The 15,325-nt window shown below is 37.2% G+C and carries 15 protein-coding genes; 6 read left to right on the top strand and 9 right to left on the bottom strand.

What is annotated here, in order from left to right; genetic code table 11:
• Positions 1–43: 43 nt before the first annotated feature.
• The 4 genes from BEN71_RS14505 to BEN71_RS14490 all read left to right on the top strand — a co-directional run bounded on the left by BEN71_RS14505 (position 44) and on the right by BEN71_RS14490 (position 3,298).
• Positions 44–844, top strand: a complete 801-nt coding sequence (locus BEN71_RS14505) for a thioesterase family protein (protein WP_068975796.1) — start codon at positions 44–46, stop codon at positions 842–844.
• Between the two features lie 190 nt (positions 845–1,034).
• Complete coding sequence (locus BEN71_RS14500) at positions 1,035–1,856, top strand: hypothetical protein (protein WP_068975795.1); 822 nt, start codon at positions 1,035–1,037, stop codon at positions 1,854–1,856.
• Positions 1,857–2,081: 225 nt separating this feature from the next.
• Positions 2,082–2,837 carry a hypothetical protein gene (locus BEN71_RS14495; protein ID WP_068975794.1) on the top strand — a complete coding sequence of 252 codons (756 nt, stop codon included), beginning with the start codon at positions 2,082–2,084 and terminating at the stop codon, positions 2,835–2,837.
• A gap of 62 nt (positions 2,838–2,899) precedes the next feature.
• On the top strand, positions 2,900–3,298 hold the full coding sequence (locus tag BEN71_RS14490) for a hypothetical protein (RefSeq protein ID WP_068975793.1): 399 nt from the start codon (positions 2,900–2,902) through the stop codon (positions 3,296–3,298).
• A gap of 21 nt (positions 3,299–3,319) precedes the next feature.
• On the opposite strand, the gene BEN71_RS14485 is transcribed toward BEN71_RS14490, so the two are convergent.
• From BEN71_RS14485 to BEN71_RS14475, 3 genes are all read right to left on the bottom strand, one after another.
• A complete protein-coding gene (locus BEN71_RS14485; RefSeq protein WP_068975792.1) occupies positions 3,320–6,916 on the bottom strand; it encodes an AAA family ATPase in 3,597 nt (1,198 codons plus the stop codon).
• Positions 6,917–6,925: 9 nt separating this feature from the next.
• A complete protein-coding gene (locus BEN71_RS14480) occupies positions 6,926–8,179 on the bottom strand; it encodes an exonuclease SbcCD subunit D (protein ID WP_068975791.1) in 1,254 nt (417 codons plus the stop codon).
• A gap of 114 nt (positions 8,180–8,293) precedes the next feature.
• Positions 8,294–8,671 (bottom strand): VOC family protein, encoded by a 378-nt coding sequence (locus BEN71_RS14475; protein ID WP_068975790.1) that lies wholly within the window; start codon positions 8,669–8,671, stop codon positions 8,294–8,296.
• 97 nt (positions 8,672–8,768) lie between these two features.
• Here BEN71_RS14475 and BEN71_RS14470 point away from each other — a divergent pair, with 97 nt between their 5' ends.
• Positions 8,769–9,155 carry a hypothetical protein gene (locus BEN71_RS14470; protein WP_068975789.1) on the top strand — a complete coding sequence of 129 codons (387 nt, stop codon included), beginning with the start codon at positions 8,769–8,771 and terminating at the stop codon, positions 9,153–9,155.
• A 56-nt stretch (positions 9,156–9,211) separates the two neighbouring features.
• Here BEN71_RS14470 and ntrR read toward each other — a convergent pair whose 3' ends face one another.
• Entirely contained in the window at positions 9,212–9,976 is a 765-nt protein-coding gene (gene ntrR, locus BEN71_RS14465) for an ADPR responsive transcriptional repressor NtrR (RefSeq protein WP_068975788.1), read from the bottom strand.
• 138 nt (positions 9,977–10,114) lie between these two features.
• On the opposite strand from ntrR, the gene BEN71_RS14460 reads away from it, so the two are divergent.
• On the top strand, positions 10,115–11,347 hold the full coding sequence (locus tag BEN71_RS14460; RefSeq protein WP_068975787.1) for a hypothetical protein: 1,233 nt from the start codon (positions 10,115–10,117) through the stop codon (positions 11,345–11,347).
• A gap of 54 nt (positions 11,348–11,401) precedes the next feature.
• Here the strand turns inward: BEN71_RS14460 and BEN71_RS14455 are convergent, their stop codons facing one another.
• The 5 genes from BEN71_RS14455 to BEN71_RS14435 form a co-directional block, all read right to left on the bottom strand.
• Positions 11,402–12,898, bottom strand: coding sequence for a nicotinate phosphoribosyltransferase (locus tag BEN71_RS14455; RefSeq protein ID WP_068975786.1), 1,497 nt, complete (start codon positions 12,896–12,898; stop codon positions 11,402–11,404).
• 27 nt (positions 12,899–12,925) lie between these two features.
• Complete coding sequence (gene prs, locus BEN71_RS14450) at positions 12,926–13,810, bottom strand: ribose-phosphate diphosphokinase (RefSeq protein WP_068975785.1); 885 nt, start codon at positions 13,808–13,810, stop codon at positions 12,926–12,928.
• A 112-nt stretch (positions 13,811–13,922) separates the two neighbouring features.
• Positions 13,923–14,240, bottom strand: coding sequence for a hypothetical protein (locus tag BEN71_RS14445; RefSeq protein WP_068975784.1), 318 nt, complete (start codon positions 14,238–14,240; stop codon positions 13,923–13,925).
• The gene (locus BEN71_RS14440) at positions 14,210–14,410 is read right to left on the bottom strand and encodes a hypothetical protein (RefSeq protein WP_068975783.1); all 201 of its coding nucleotides are present in this window, start codon (positions 14,408–14,410) and stop codon (positions 14,210–14,212) included. The genes BEN71_RS14445 and BEN71_RS14440 overlap by 31 nt, the downstream gene beginning before the upstream one ends.
• A gap of 99 nt (positions 14,411–14,509) precedes the next feature.
• Entirely contained in the window at positions 14,510–15,214 is a 705-nt protein-coding gene (locus tag BEN71_RS14435) for a nitroreductase (RefSeq protein ID WP_068975782.1), read from the bottom strand.
• Positions 15,215–15,325: the final 111 nt, after the last annotated feature.

The following is a 15,325-nucleotide window of genomic DNA, read 5'->3' as shown; positions in this document are numbered from 1 at the left end:
GATTAGTTTAACGCGCAAGTATTTAAAAATTTCAGGGAAGTTTATGTCTGCATATTATCAATTGATTGATCGTCAAATCGATGCTCAAGGTGTAGTGACCGCTCATTATGTGTCAACCATGAATGCCCAAGGTGCATGGAATCCCAATGAGCAACATATGGCACCTGCAACAGGAATTATTTGTGCAGAACTAGAACAATATGCACCACGTCAGCATATGCGCATCGGGCGAATTAGCCTCGATATTTATGGTTTGATTGCATTGGGTGAAATTGAAATCACGACTAAAACTATTCGTGCTGGTAAAACCATTGAATTGATTGAGTCGACGATGAAAGGGCAAGGTAAAACTTTAGTCGTTGCACATACTTGGCGTATGATGACCTCAGATACCTCTTCAATTGCAGGGCTTGAAGATTTAGCTGTTGAAAGCCCTGAAAATATGCCAGTATTCGATGGGATTCATCAGTGGCGTGGTCAATATACCAAGACTGTAGAAGCACGCTCAAATCAGCAAAGAAATGGTAAAGGATTGGTGTGGTTAAGTACTGATGTCGATATGGTCGAGGGGCAATCAACCTCACCATTTGTACAATTGGTCTGTATGTCAGATATGGCGAATGGCATTGTGCCTAGACAAAATCGTCCATTTGATTGGGGATTTCCAAATTTAGATTTGCAAATTCATTTGTATCGCATGCCACAAGGTAAATGGTTGGGCATTGAAGCAGTTCAGCAATATGGTGCGGATGGGATTGGTTTATCTAGTTCGATTTTGCATGATACACAAGGACCTTTTGGACGTAGTGAGCAGATATTAACTTTGCGCCCGATGCAAGAGTAGAAAGCATTATTTGCATTTTCAAAGGCTTATTTTAAATGATTGGAATAGGTCTTTGACAAATGAGCCATTTTAGAGAGTGTATGTTGAAGTGAATTTTTAAAGCGAAAGTGGTTTAACAATTTTCAACGTATCAAAACAATCAATTTATTTATACTGATTTCAATATAATTCTAAAAATAGGGAATGGAACATGTATAAATCAAAAATTTTACTGTGGCTTTTTTTGACCTGCTTAATCAGCGCGTGTAGTACAACAAAAATTGCCACCTCAGAGACTGCTTCTGAAGCAGAATATGCACCTGTACCACAAGCGGAAACTTCTGCAAAACCTGCTCCATCATCCACTCATGCAAAAGCTAAAGCCAATCCTAGAGCTGCATCTACGCAAAATAATGTGCGCTCAGATGAACGCTTAGGAACAAAGTGGGGCGATGATTTGAGTTCTTATGTAACACAAGTCGATTTGAAGCGTCTAAGTAGTAGCCCCATTGATGAAACTCAAATTCGCTATGCCAGTAAGCAGTTTTCAGGTCGTGGTATCAATAGCATTTCTTTAGCTTCTGGGAAAATTAGCTTTTCAGTTGTTGATGATCGCGGGCGAATTTTACCGTTATATCGTGATGGTCAAAATTATTATTTATCAGCAAATGATGGGCAAAGTTATCAACTTCGCTATTCAAATACCAGTAATCAGACTTTTGAAATTGTGGCGAGTGTTGATGGTTTAGATGTGCTCGATGGTAGCCGTGCATCTCGTTCAAAGAGTGGTTATGTTCTGCGCCCTTATAGTTCATTTGCAATTGAAGGTTTTAGAAAAAGTCATTCATCCGTTGCATCATTTACGTTCAGTAAACCTCAGAACTCCTATGCAGCAAATTCCGCGAGTGGTTCAATTCAAAATACAGGTGTAATTGGTACCGTGGTTTATGAACTTAAAGCCCCTAAGTATTACCCACCCAAAAAAACAAATGATGGATATGCGCCTGCACCGAATGCATTTCCAGCAGATTAGGTGATCTATCTAAAAATGAGGCGAAAGATGCCTCATTATAAATTTTATTGAGATGTTATAATATTACAAAATTATAACCATTTGATGATCGTGAATCTAAAATCATCTTGATATGATGGCTGTGATAATAGTCTAAGTTACCCAAAATTTCTGATCATATAATGCGGTAAATAAAAGCATTAAAACGATTGGAAGCTTATTTACAACTTTAAAATAGGTAACATAATGAAAAAAATAAATATTCTGTTATGCCTCTTGTTCTGTATTTTTCTTGCTGCTTGTTCGAAAAAAGCGGAAGAAAGTTCTTCAAATAGTAATACTCAAACGACCAGTGCAGATGCTGCTACTGAAGCTGCCAATAATGATGTTGCAAGTGATGAAAAGCTTGGAACGAAATGGGGGGATGAAATTGACTCTCATGTGACTGAGGTCGATTTAAAGCGTAAGTCGAGTGACCCAATCGCTGAAAGTATCGTGCAATATGCAGATAAAAATTACCAAGGAAAATCGGTCAATTCAATTTCTTTAGCTGCTGGGAAAATTGAATTCTCCGTGATTGATGATCAGGGTAATAAGTTACCTATCTATCGTGTTGGACAAAGCTATTACCTAGAAGGTCGAGAAGGGCGTAGCTATCAACTTCAATATGAAAATAATACGGGCAAAACCTTTGAAGTGGTTGCCAGTGTCGATGGTGTTGATGTGATTAATGGTAGTGAAGCATCTCGTAGCAATGCAGGTTATATTCTACATGCTCATGATTCGTTGAAGATCGAAGGTTTCCGTAAAAGTGAACGTGCGGTTGCATCATTTACATTCAGCAAGCCAGAAGAGTCTTATGCAGCAAATTCGGACAATGGTTCAATCCAAAATGCAGGTGTGATTGGTACTGCGATTTACGAACTTGAATCTCCTGAAGAAGAAGCAAAGCCTGTTAATAAATATGCACCACCACCAAATGCTTTTCCAGCAGATCGTTGATTGAGGTAATTTGGGAAGCACTTATTTTGAGTGCTTCTTTCATTTTATGAAGAGGGAGAATAATGAAAATTTTTAAATCTATATTGATGTTAGCTGGAATATTTAGCGTTTTTGTTCAGGTGAATGCTTCAGATCTTGATCATGTGGATATTTCAGAACAACAGACATATCATGATTTTAGGGAAAATTTTCAGTACGGATTAGACCTCATTCTCACAGAAAGGATTTCACTAGCGAGTGGTGATGCTGAAAGTTCTGATACCTATTTATATTGGCGTTGTGTGATTAATCATAAATTAATTCAGATGCTTAAGAATAATGAAAAACATAAGGATGAATTTAATCAAGAGCTACTTAAAGAACAAAGTAGTTATGATGCACTATTAACAAAAATTCAAAATTTTGAACAAGAACAAAAAGCAAGCTGTGAAGCCGTCCAAGTTGAATATGATAAAATTTAAAAACAAAGTGGTCAGTTATAATTAACTCACCACCTCAATCGTACTCGCACCTGCACCCAATGGACGTACCTGAATCTGTACAGGAATCCGTTCATGCATGTCCTGAATATGGGAAATGAGCACCACTTTACGTCCTTGGTTTTGCAATTGATCGAGAGCATTCATGACCATGTGTAATGATGAAGCATCGAGTGTGCCAAAGCCTTCATCTATAAACAGAGATTCTATTTTCATTGAACCTGAAGCCATATTGGCAATCGCAAGCGACAAGGCAAGGGCAGTCAGGAAAGATTCACCACCTGAGAGCGAAGCCACAGAACGGGTTTCACCATCCATGTCATGGTCAATAATGGCGAGGCTTAATGAGTTATCCAGACGCTTTAAGGTATAGCGTTGCGATAACATCGCCAGTTGTTGATTGGCATGTTCAAGTAAAATATCGAGGTTAAACTGTTGAGCATAATCACGGAATTTTTTACCAGTCGAATCGCCCATTAAACCTGAAATTTTGCTCCAGCGATGTTCTTCTTGTTGCACTTCTTGAATCTGATCGGCAAATTGTTTCTGCTTTTGTACATTACTTTCATGTTTTGCCAGATCAATTTTGATCTGATCACGAAGTTCAGACTGCGCTTTCAGTGCTTCAATATTATCTGTAATCAACTGCTGTAATTGTGCAAAATCAATCTCAGGTTGTTGCAATACATGCTCCGCCAGTTGCGCCTGAATGGTTTTAAGCACAGAACTTGCTTCGTGCAGTAAGCGTTCAGTATTTTGCAGGTTTTGGCGAATCTGCTGTTCCTGCGCAGACGTGATCTGTGTTAGTTCAGCCAGATCATTCACCTGAAAATCAGCATGAACATTCAACCAGTTTTGAATATCACGATTCACCTGACTCAGGCTATTCTGACTTTGTTGCTGCTGAGCCAGTAGCTGTTCTACACGACTTTTTTGCTGTTCATATTGGCTGCGTGATTGGTCAAACTGCTGTTTCAGTTGCTGATAATGCACTTGTGAATTTTGGCGTTTGGCATCATGTTCAGCCAACCATTCATTCGGTTTAATGTCAGTTAAACCTGTCATTTCTAAGATCAGCTGATTGGCTTTTTCAGTATTCTGTTGTCCTTTAACCTTGATCGCATTGAAGTTATCCGTCGTTTCAGCAATTTGATTTGACGTATTATCCAGATTTAACTGTGTAGTATGAAGCTGTTGTGATGCATGATCGAGTTGTTGTTTCAATAGTTCAAATTGCTCAATCTGTAGTAAGCGGTTTTTAAGTTGTGTATGTAGTTGCTGTGCTTGAGCAGTCGTCTGTTGTTGCCATTGTTCTTTTTTAGTATCGGATAGACACGCCACAAGATGTGAAACTTGTTGTTGTAAATTATGTGCATTTTGCAGTAAATGTTCAGCTTGTTGGATATTTTGAATCAGGTGTTGTTGCTGTTTAATATTCACAATCGACTGATTGGTCTGTGTTTCAATATGCTGTAAATCGAACTGATTTTGCTGAATAAATTGTTGGATTTTTTGTGTAATTTCAGCAGATGATAAGTTCAGATTCAGTTGAATATTCGCTGTTTGAATCTGCTCATTTAAAGCATTTACAATTTGCGCAGTTTTCTCAGAGTTGCTTTGAATTGCACTTTTTAACTGTTCATGCTCAGCAGAGAATTTACTTAAATTTTGCTGTGATTGTTGCCAATTTTTTAAAGTTTCTTGCTCTTTAACCAGTGCTTGCTGTTCCTGTTGTTGATGTAGGTCAAACAAGGCTTTGGATACCGTAGAATCATCGACTTTATAGGGATGCGAAGTACTACCGCAGACTAGACATGGCTCGCCATTATTCAGTTCTGCACGTAAATGTTCTACATTTTCAGTGTGGAGTAAGCGTTGCTGTTGCAGAATTTCTTGTAATTTCAATCGTGCGTCTTTGGCGGATTGATAGTCTTGTTCAGCAATTAAGGTGCTTTTTTCACTTTGCTGTAATTGCGCCGTGATATTTTGAAATTTGGTTTGAATTTGCTGAGATTCACTGTGTAAATCAAAGTATTGATTGAGCTTTTGCTGAATCACATCCAGTTGATTAGCTTGATTGAGTTTTAATTCTCGTTGTTGTCGTCCATCTTCAAGATGTTTTTCAAGTTGCTCAATATTTCCAGACTGTGCAATGGCTTGTTGTAATTCAGTTTTTTGCGCATTGAGCTGTTTTTCGGCTTGTGTAGGATTACCGAGTTGATTTTCAATATTTTGATATTGCTGAATAAATTGCACGAGTTGCTGTAGGTGAGCAGATAAGCCTTTATCTAAAGTTGTAAATTGTTGGGTAGATAACAGTTGTCCAGTCACATGATCTTGCTGTTGTTGAATCTGCTGAATTTGTTGTTCAAGCTGTTGTTTCTGTTGTGCATAAGGTTGTTGAGCTTGTTCTAACTCAGCAAGCTTTACTTGGATTTTCTTAAACTCAATCACGATACGGTCACGCTCAGTATTACAGTCACGTACAGTATTGATTTTGTCTAAGTTTAGATTTTCAAAATTTTGAATCTCAGCCAGTGCAGTTTCAGCTTGTAGATAATGAGTTTTTTGAGCTTCAAACTGCGTTGATAATTCATTAAAGATACTTTGCTGTTGCTGAATTTGTGGCGCAAGTTCCTGTTCAGCTTTGATCAGTTGCTGTTGCTGAAACACATGCGGACGAATTTCGGAGAATATTTCCAAACGTGTTAAACGCTCACGTTCAGGTGCTAAGTTTTGTTGCTCTTGAAGATGCGTATCAACTGTTTGTTGTTTTAAAATAATCTCTTGATCAAACTTTTGCTTACGCTCAAACCATAGACGTAGCTTTTCAAGTTGTGATTTTTCAGCATCCAGTTTTTGATATTCAGTATTAACCATTTGAAACTGATTGGACAATTCAGCAACCTGTTCATCTGAAAGGATCTCGATATGTCCAAGCAAATTTTCCAGCTCTTTACGTTTTATAGCAACAGCTTTGGTGCGCTCAAAAGCCAATTGACCGATCTTGGCAAAGATTGAAGAATTGGTTAAATATTCAAGTAATTCACCACGTTCATTGTCACGGGCTTTTAAGAATGCGGTCACTTCAGACTGTGCCAAAAGTACCGCACGAGTGAACTGTTCAAATGTGAGTTGGGTGATTTGATGGATACTTGCATCTACAGCTTTGGCTTTATCCGCAACAACGACACCATAGGTTAGGCATTTTAAATAACGTTGTACACTTTGTAATTTTCCATCAGCTTTTTCACGTGAACGTTTCAGTTCCCAACGTGCCAGATAGTGCTTTTGATCCTGTGCCACAAAGGTCAGTTCAGCAAAACCATGCGCCGTGCCACGACGTAAAACGGTCAGTGGTGAATTGGTCAATAATTCTGATCCATCAACATCAGTGAGTTTGCCATCACTGTCTTTTAAACGCGGAATTTTATTAAACAGGGCAAGACACATCGCATCTAAAATGGTGGATTTGCCAGCACCTGTTTTCCCGACAATCGCCACTAAACCTGCCGAAGCCAAAGGTTCAGATTCAAAATCAATAAAATGTTCACCTGAAAGAGATGCCAGATTTTTAAGTCGAATAGATAAAATTTTCATGGCAACTCCTTATGCTTTGTGTTCATCTTCAAGTGATTTTTCGGCTTCATGAACGAGGCTTAAAAAATCTTTCAACACAGCATCATCATTGGCATAACCATTTTTTTCCCAAATCTGTTGAAACAGTTTTTCAGGTGTTGGTGGTTCTAAACTGACTTGAATTGCATCATCGCCATTTTTTTCTGTGGTTAAATATTGTCGGGAAATACGCACTAGACGATAACGATCCGGTGGCAAAGCATCTTCAAACTGTTGTCTTAAATTTGGCTGTGGCGGAACATGGGTATGGTACTCAATATCCACATATTCACGCTGATCAATATCGTCAATTTCACCACTTGCTAAGGCTTTTAACTGCGTAAAAACCTCATTCAGTTCGCCTTTGATTTTATGCAGTTTGATACTGCGTGGAATGGCAATTGCATCATAGTGAAAACGCGATTCATCATTTTTTGATGGATCAATCGTAACTTCAACAATCTGATGTTTATAGTTTATTTCACTGAATGACAGAGGAATCGGTGAACCACTGTAGCGAATATGTTCCTGACCAACTTTCTGCGGTTTATGTAAATGTCCAAGTGCCACATAGTCAATCACATCATCAAAAAGTGCAGTCGAAAGTGCCTCTTCATTACCAATAATAATCGGGCGTTCTGAGTCCGAAGTTTCACCGCCTTGCATGTGAGCATGTGACATCAAAATTAAAGCTTGATCATCGGTTTTACGTTGTTTGGCTGCTGAAATCAGTTGCTGATGCACATAGGCAATCGCATTTTGGCTATTCGTTGTGTGTTCATTTAACCCTGTAATTTCTGCAGGACGTAAAAAGGGTAGAGCTAGACACCATGCGACGATGTTTTTATTTTCATCATAAATTGGAATGAGTAAACGATCTAAATCAATTAAACCTTCACTATTTTTATGAATTACACCGACTGTTTTAGCATGGTATTTTTCAAGTAATGGTTCAACCTGTTCGATACGATAACCTGAGTCATGGTTACCTGCGATCATGAGGGTTTGCATGTGTGGTGCAAGATCGTGGGCATCTGCAAGGAACTGATAAAGTTGTTTTTGTGCCGATGATGCAGGATTGATCACATCGAAAATATCGCCTGCGATTAATAATGCATGTGGCTGTTTTTCTTTGATTTGCTCAAGTAACCATACTAAAAATTGTTCATGTTCGTATTGACGGGAATGGTTATAGAAAAATTGTCCCAAATGCCAATCTGAAGTATGAAAAAAGCGTACAGTCATGTGAACTCAAGTCTTTGAAATGCCCTGTGTAATTTAGCATGTTTTCGAATATTCAGGATGGATGAATTTCTATAGGCGACACGATTGGTCGCCTAAGTTTTACAGCTTGTTCTTTTATCCTGCATTTGGATCGACTTGAACTAAGCCAAAAGTATTGTTAGCGGCATCTAAAAAATAACCTTGCCAGCATTTATTGGGAATGGCGAATTTTTCCATTGCAACTTGACCGCCCAAAGCTAAGATTTTCTCAGCAGTTTGATCAAAATCAGCAACTTCAAATGAGCAGGTAAATGCATTGGTTCCACAATGTATTGGAGGCGTTTGTGCAGGGCGTTCGAGCAAGCCGCCGTGAATATTTGCTGTTTCGATCTGATAATATTGGATCGGTAAGCCTTCGACTTTTGTAAATGTCCAACCAAAGACTTCACTATAGAATTTCACTTCTCGTTCAGGATTTGAGGATTGGATTTCGAAGTAGGTGAGGGCGGTCATTGTTATTATTCCTGTTTGATCTTTATTTAAAGATAAAGCAATTTTGTTGGTTTCAATGTATAAATACTGAAATTATAAAAATGATGTGCTTAATACGATGCCAATAAAGTTAACAATTGACGAAAATCCTGAAGCTGTAAGCAAGATTGGTTTTTTTATTTGGGCAGCAGGTAAAGATTTTGAGCCAATTGATAATGATCGAAATAGGATGTATTTCATACCAAGTGATGATTTTTCTTATGTGATTGAAATTTTTAGATCAGTGTATCCTGTTTTAAATCCTTACTCAGGAGAGATGGAACAGTATTTTGATACGTGTTTTGATAATTATTTCGATCAAGAGAATATTCTACTTATCATTTCTAAAATTCAGACATTAAATGTTACAGATATTGAGGTTATGAACTTTTTAGCAAAAATTGTTCAATGTCTTAAAGAAAAAATGTCTATGGGTACTTATGTTGTTGTTGAGGGAAATCAATAAATACGAGAAAGCTCAATGAGCTTCTCTCCAGAACTACTTATTAAAGTTTTATAATTTCAAGATTTATCAAGTGAATTCCTCGGATACTCCAAAATTCTTGGAAAGTGAAAATCAAAACTATCCAAAGCATATTTATACAATTGAGCAGGGCGTTTCCCTGCAATTTTCGATTGATCGGTTTCTTCAACTGCACCCGCTTCAATCATACGGCGTCTAAACGATTTCTTTTCTAAACTTTGCCCTAAAATAATTTCATAAATTTGTTGTAGCTCAGTCAACGTAAACAATTCAGGCATCAAACTGACAGGCAAAGCGGTATAACGTGCCTTAGAACTTAAACGTTCCACTGCCATATCTAAAAGTTGTAAGTGGTCAAAAGCCAAATCGAGTTTTTTCGCATCAGCAATCGTCATCCATTCGCTGTACTCAGTCTTATTTTGTTCAGTTTGCTCAGTAGCGATGCGTTGAAACTCTTTAAAATCAATCAGCGCAAAATACAAAGAAGTCACCGCCCAACCACGTGGGTCACGGGTTGCATTGCCCACCGTGCACACTTGCTCCAAATGTGGTGACTTCAACCCTGTTTTTTCAACCAATTTACGATGTGCCGAAGCCATTAAATCTGTATCTTTGGATAAATCGACAAAACCTCCCGGTAGCGCCCATTTGTCTTTTTGTGGAAAATTGGAACGCTTGATCAGTAAAACTTGTAATTGACCTGCATTAACAGAAAAAATCGCCATATCGACTGTAAATAAAGGAGCTTCAAAGTCTTTCTTATTGTATTGATTTAAAAAATCTTGTTCTGAAGAAAAAGTCACAGTCAGGCTCGCTTTATTTATAAAAAAGAAAGGATAAGTGGATTATTGCAGGCTATAGCATTTTCGCCAAGTAAAAAAACTGTTATAAAATAATTTAAGAACTAGTTAAAAATAAAAGAGTTTTATTAAGGTTTAATTATGAAAAAAATAGCTGTTTCTTCTCTACTTAGTATGTTTGTGTTAGCTGGGTGTGGTGGTAGTGATCATTCTGATTCGTCTAAAGTTGATAATGACTCTAGTTATCTGATTGTTAAGGGTAATGGTATCTCTGAAACAATGAAATTTGATGAATCAAAATTAGAGTACACAATCGTAGCCACAGGTAATCAACCTATTTCTTTAGGCTCTTTTAATGCTATTGGTGAAGTATATCCTGCATTTACGAATGTAGAATTTAATAAAGACAACAACGTAAAACTTACAATGGCATATACTAAGGCAGGTATCAATCAAGCTAAATTAGTTATTTGTTTTCCTAATTTTAATTGTTCATCAAATAGCACATACTCGATTACAGACCTAAATCAAAAAAAGAAAATTCAAGTCACTTTAGTGGATGCACCAAATCAATTTTATATGGGAGATTCATCTCATCAAATTACAGATTTATCAGAATTAAAAAATGTAACAGTATCTGGAAAACTGAATTACTATTCAGAAAGCAATTGGCCAATTTTTCAAAGTAATCGGTTTCCTGCAATACCAATACAAGGAAAAATCATATTTGATAAAGATGAATACCAAATTCAACGTTATGAGGAGGTTGACTCAACTTATGAAAATCAAGTTCTACGGACAGAGCGGAGTCTAATATTAAAAAATGGCGATAAATCAATATTTCTGACTATTATTAAAACTTATAATACAACTTCAGAAAATGATATTGCTATCGTTATTTCGACGGATACTGATACATATCGAATTACTGATTTACCAAATGAAATATGGTCTACCTCAACTCAGGGATTGCAACTAAACTTAAATAGTTTGGAACTCAAAAATTCAAATGATCAGATGAAAATTTTAAGCTCAAATGCATTTGTACCATTTGATCAATCAAATTTAATTTTGAATAATATGAATAAACTATCTTTGATAAATTCAAATGTTCAAGCATATACGCGAAATGATCAGAAACTTTATGAACTAGGTTTTAAAGAACAAGGTAATCTTACTATTATTCAGGAATTTAAAGGTCATTTAAGTGCGACTTTAACTCAAGGTGAAACGATTTATCATTGTGGAGATCGAAATACAGCATGTACTGGTTTAACGGTAGATAATTCAAAGCAAAATTTTACATTTAATAATGTGAAAATTGGTTCAAATACAATCAATGGAACATATTATTTTGCTGGTGTATTTGAATAAGATTGATTGATGCATTCAGCTTTTTGTAGCAAAGCTGAATGCAATATTGTTGGGTTATAAATTTGAATTTAATCGTTCTCGAATCTCATCTAGACTACACTCCCGAATCAGGCGACCATTTTCAAATACCGTTTTTAACTCACCTTGTTGTTCTTGCTCAAGTGTTTGTTGATCAAACAATTCAAAACCATGTGCAGTCTTTTCAACACGTAACAAACCTTTGGCAGATTTTTTAATACCCGAATCTGTTGCAGGGTCTTTAAACAATTCACGAGCAACGCCATTCACCTGTCCCCAAGTCGCTTTAACTGCAAAACCAAAAGTGTCACGAGTCAGATAGTTATAGGTATAACTACCAATCCCAAAGACCAAATTATTCGATGCAAAACCTTTGGCTTCCAAGCCTTTTAAAATCCGTAAAGCTCGGTCTAAAGTGATCGAATCACCATAAATTAAGCCAACACGTTCATTTAAAACTTTATAGCCTTTGTCTGTAGTCGTACCGCCAAAGATTTCCCATAAACATTCCACAGCACCTTTAAATGCAGGGCTACCGACTTTAGCCTCAGGATCGCCACAAATGATTTTTACAGGATCACCTGAATCAGGACGGAACACTAATTTTGCTAAACCTAAAGCATTCGGTTGGCGAGCAAGGATTTCAGCTTTGAGTTCAACTGTAAATTCAGTAATCACACGCCAAAAATCCCATGTATCCGACACGATACTGACCACACCTGATGGATAAAGCACCGTGATGAGTCGGCGGAAGGTATCAATTTCATTGTCCTCACTGCCCATACACATGACGCTATGTTCAGTTGCAGGTACGGATACGCCTATGATGCCATCAGCATTATAATATTCTTCCGCATAATCAATCGCAGATACTGCATCTGTACCGATGAAGCTTGTTAAGTGACCCACACCATTTTGCGTTGCATCATAAATACCACTCATGCCACGGCTACTAAAATCATGTCCTTGCACAGGAATAAAATCGAGCGGTGCGCCTGTTTTTATTGCATATTCAGTCAATAAGCGTTTGTATTCAAAAGCAATGCTTGCTGTAGTACAACTCTTCCAAAGTTCTGCACTCAACACTGTTTCTAAATAATTGGTCAGCCAAAAGAACTTAGGCAACGTATTTACAATGGTCAATACAGGTACTTTCATATTGACTCGGCTGCCTTCAGTTAAGGCTTTAATTTTAATCGGTAAATAGCCTAAGTCATATAAAGCCTCAATGTGATCGACAGGAATCGCACCTTCGCCCAATGCATTGTCCATACGGCGCTTATAGTTAGATACGACTTTGTTTTTATCCTGTTGGAAAAAGCCTTCATTCCATGTTTCTATTAAAAAATGTTTGATAAAACCTTGTAGCCCGAAGAACACGATTTTGTCATCAAAATCAGGCAACATATTGGCTAAACGTGATGAACGTGGCGTGAAGTTAGCATAGACATATTCAGTTCCGACAGGGTATTGGCGTCTGTGGTCTGCTTTATAAAAGTCGATAGCATTTAATGGATTAATTTTTAAGCTCATTTTATATCTCCAATATTATTCGTTGTATTATTTTGTTGAAAAGTTAATAACAGTCAGCTTTTCATGTTCAGTTTGCTTGATGCTATTCGTAGTAAAAATCTGATCAACCAATCCTTCAAAAACCTGAAAGCCTTTACTGAAAATGCCGTGCGTGACATAGAGCACCACATGTTCGCAATTCAGCTTTTTTAATTCTTCGGCAATGCCTTTAAAGGTTGCACCACCATCACAGATATCATCGGTAATTACCGCAACTTTGCCTGTTAAATCCGTAGCATTGACATGTGAGTTCATGATTTTCCCTGTTTCAGGATTACGTTTTTTATCGCAATAAATAATCTCAATTTCACGCTGTCTTAAATCATTGATGACATTTGCAATGTGTTGAGTACGATTTTTTGCCCCTGCATCAGGACAGATCAACACCGTATTTTCAGCCTTTAAAATTTCGGTTAATGCCTTGCTTTGTAAAATAATATCGCTCGATTGCACATTTTCGATATTTAGAAAATGGGTATTTTCATGCAGTAATTTTTCAGTTACTACACTGTGCGCATCCCAAACGGTGATTGAACGGCGTTGCTGTGGAAACTGTTCAGCATTGAGATTCAGCAACTTGGTCATGATGTCTAAGGAAAAAGCCTGTCCTGTTGCACAGATGCGATCCTGACGTGCATAAGGGAAGTAGGGGATTTCCAAATCGATGCTTAAACCTTGATTGAGCAATACATTTTCAAGCAAAAGATAATCCATTAAATCCTGACTGTTGCTGATTTTGGCTTGAACATGCACGCAGTCTGTCAGTGTTTTTAAAATTTCTGCATCAACTTGTACATGGCGTTCACCGCCTGCAAACTGCATGCATTGCACAGGAATGATATTGTTATTTGTATCTTTGATTTGAATAGACATTTTCATATCTCTCTATGGTGGTTAACTGCCTATACATATATAGTGTCATAAAGACAATATATTTTTCAATGTGAATTTACAAAAGATTACATAATGATCAAGTCACCACTATTTAATTGTTTGTTTGCGAAATTGATGATGCCGAAGGGCATAGTTGGTTATAAAAATTAAGAAAGTCTTTTCCTGCTTGTCCTGTCAGATTTTTACTTTTCCAGACTAAGGTTGAGTTCTCATAATCTACTTTTCCTTCGCCGTTTTTTGCGAGAACAAGCCCTGATCGCATCGCTGTTTTTTTGTTTTGGCAGTCGAGGTATGAGTATCCTTTCATATAATTGGTGATTTCAAGGTTCTGATCTTTCTGTGTATAACCATAGATGATGAAGGCTTTAATAGAAGGGCTTAAATCATCTTCAGGAGTTTTTTTATCCACATCTGCAAATGTTCATTATTGCTGAGCTTATCGCTTCCTTGAGAAATAATGCCTGTTGGATCTGCTATAGCTTTTTGTACTTCAGCTTGAAGTTGTAAGAAAGGTGAATTTATTTTCGCATGAGCGCTCAATGTGAAAAATCCAAGGAAAATCAGTATATTCTTATTCATATTTTATCAGTCTAATTTTTTATTAAATGTTGATGCATTTTCAGCTTATTCAAGCAGACCTAGCATCTACCAAATCTGCTTCATATCAAGTTTTCAGATTTAATCTAAAAAAACAGTAAAGTTTTCAGCAGGCTCACGTGGTGTGATAAATGTATTCACAATATGATTTGGATCTGCATAACCTAAAACAACAGCACATACCAACTCTTCATCATCTGGTGCATTTAATACATCTAAAACAATATTGTGGAAGTGATTCCATGCGGCTTGAGGGCAAGTATCTAAACCACGTGCTTTGGCAGCAACCATGACGTTTTGAATCATCATGGAAATGTCCATTTTTGAACCAATTCCCATGGCTTTATTGACTGTGAAATACAGCGCGACAGGCGCATCAAACAATTGATAGTTCCGCAATTGTTGCGTTGCCATTTTTTCTTTTTCACCTTTTTGAATGCCAAGTAGCCCATAAAGCCCCCAACCATTTTCACGACGGCGGTCAATAAAAGGTGAAATCCAAGTTTCAGGATAATAAGGAAAAGTTTCTGTATATTTTTCTGCAAGTTCAGGTTGGGTAAACAATTCGATCTGCGCTGCACAGACACGATCAATCATCTCTTGGCGTTTTCTATCAGTGACTACATAAACTTTCCAAGGCTGTGTATTTGTACCTGATGGCGCGCGACAAGCAACATTTAAAATATCTTTTATCGTCTGTGTATCGACAGCTTTATCCAAAAATGCACGTACTGAATGACGTCCTGTAATTGCCTGATCTACTGCTTGAACATGTTCTAAATTCATAAAAGTCCTTTATTGATGCGTTTTTTTATCGAAATAACTATATACGATAGTCTTAGAGTAGCAATATTCATTTTCAACTGAATTCCCTAAACCCTAGATTATATAATGATT

It is taken from the genome of Acinetobacter wuhouensis (genome assembly GCF_001696605.3).
Taxonomy (GTDB): Bacteria; Pseudomonadota; Gammaproteobacteria; order Pseudomonadales; family Moraxellaceae; genus Acinetobacter; species Acinetobacter wuhouensis.
The sequence above is the reverse complement of the archived record's forward strand: the minus strand, read 5'-3'. Positions and strand labels throughout refer to the sequence as shown.

Bases quoted from the DNA above. Each gene is read 5' to 3' on its own strand.
- BEN71_RS14505 (WP_068975796.1), top strand. From the start codon at position 44: ATGTCTGCATATTATCAATTGATTGATCGTCAAATCGATGCTCAAGGT.
- BEN71_RS14500 (WP_068975795.1), top strand. From the start codon at position 1,035: ATGTATAAATCAAAAATTTTACTGTGGCTTTTTTTGACCTGCTTAATC.
- BEN71_RS14495 (WP_068975794.1), top strand. From the start codon at position 2,082: ATGAAAAAAATAAATATTCTGTTATGCCTCTTGTTCTGTATTTTTCTT.
- BEN71_RS14490 (WP_068975793.1), top strand. From the start codon at position 2,900: ATGAAAATTTTTAAATCTATATTGATGTTAGCTGGAATATTTAGCGTT.
- BEN71_RS14485 (WP_068975792.1), bottom strand. From the start codon at position 6,916: ATGAAAATTTTATCTATTCGACTTAAAAATCTGGCATCTCTTTCAGGT.
- BEN71_RS14480 (WP_068975791.1), bottom strand. From the start codon at position 8,179: ATGACTGTACGCTTTTTTCATACTTCAGATTGGCATTTGGGACAATTT.
- BEN71_RS14475 (WP_068975790.1), bottom strand. From the start codon at position 8,671: ATGACCGCCCTCACCTACTTCGAAATCCAATCCTCAAATCCTGAACGA.
- BEN71_RS14470 (WP_068975789.1), top strand. From the start codon at position 8,769: ATGCCAATAAAGTTAACAATTGACGAAAATCCTGAAGCTGTAAGCAAG.
- BEN71_RS14460 (WP_068975787.1), top strand. From the start codon at position 10,115: ATGAAAAAAATAGCTGTTTCTTCTCTACTTAGTATGTTTGTGTTAGCT.
- BEN71_RS14455 (WP_068975786.1), bottom strand. From the start codon at position 12,898: ATGAGCTTAAAAATTAATCCATTAAATGCTATCGACTTTTATAAAGCA.
- prs (WP_068975785.1), bottom strand. From the start codon at position 13,810: ATGTCTATTCAAATCAAAGATACAAATAACAATATCATTCCTGTGCAA.
- BEN71_RS14440 (WP_068975783.1), bottom strand. From the start codon at position 14,410: ATGAATAAGAATATACTGATTTTCCTTGGATTTTTCACATTGAGCGCT.
- BEN71_RS14435 (WP_068975782.1), bottom strand. From the start codon at position 15,214: ATGAATTTAGAACATGTTCAAGCAGTAGATCAGGCAATTACAGGACGT.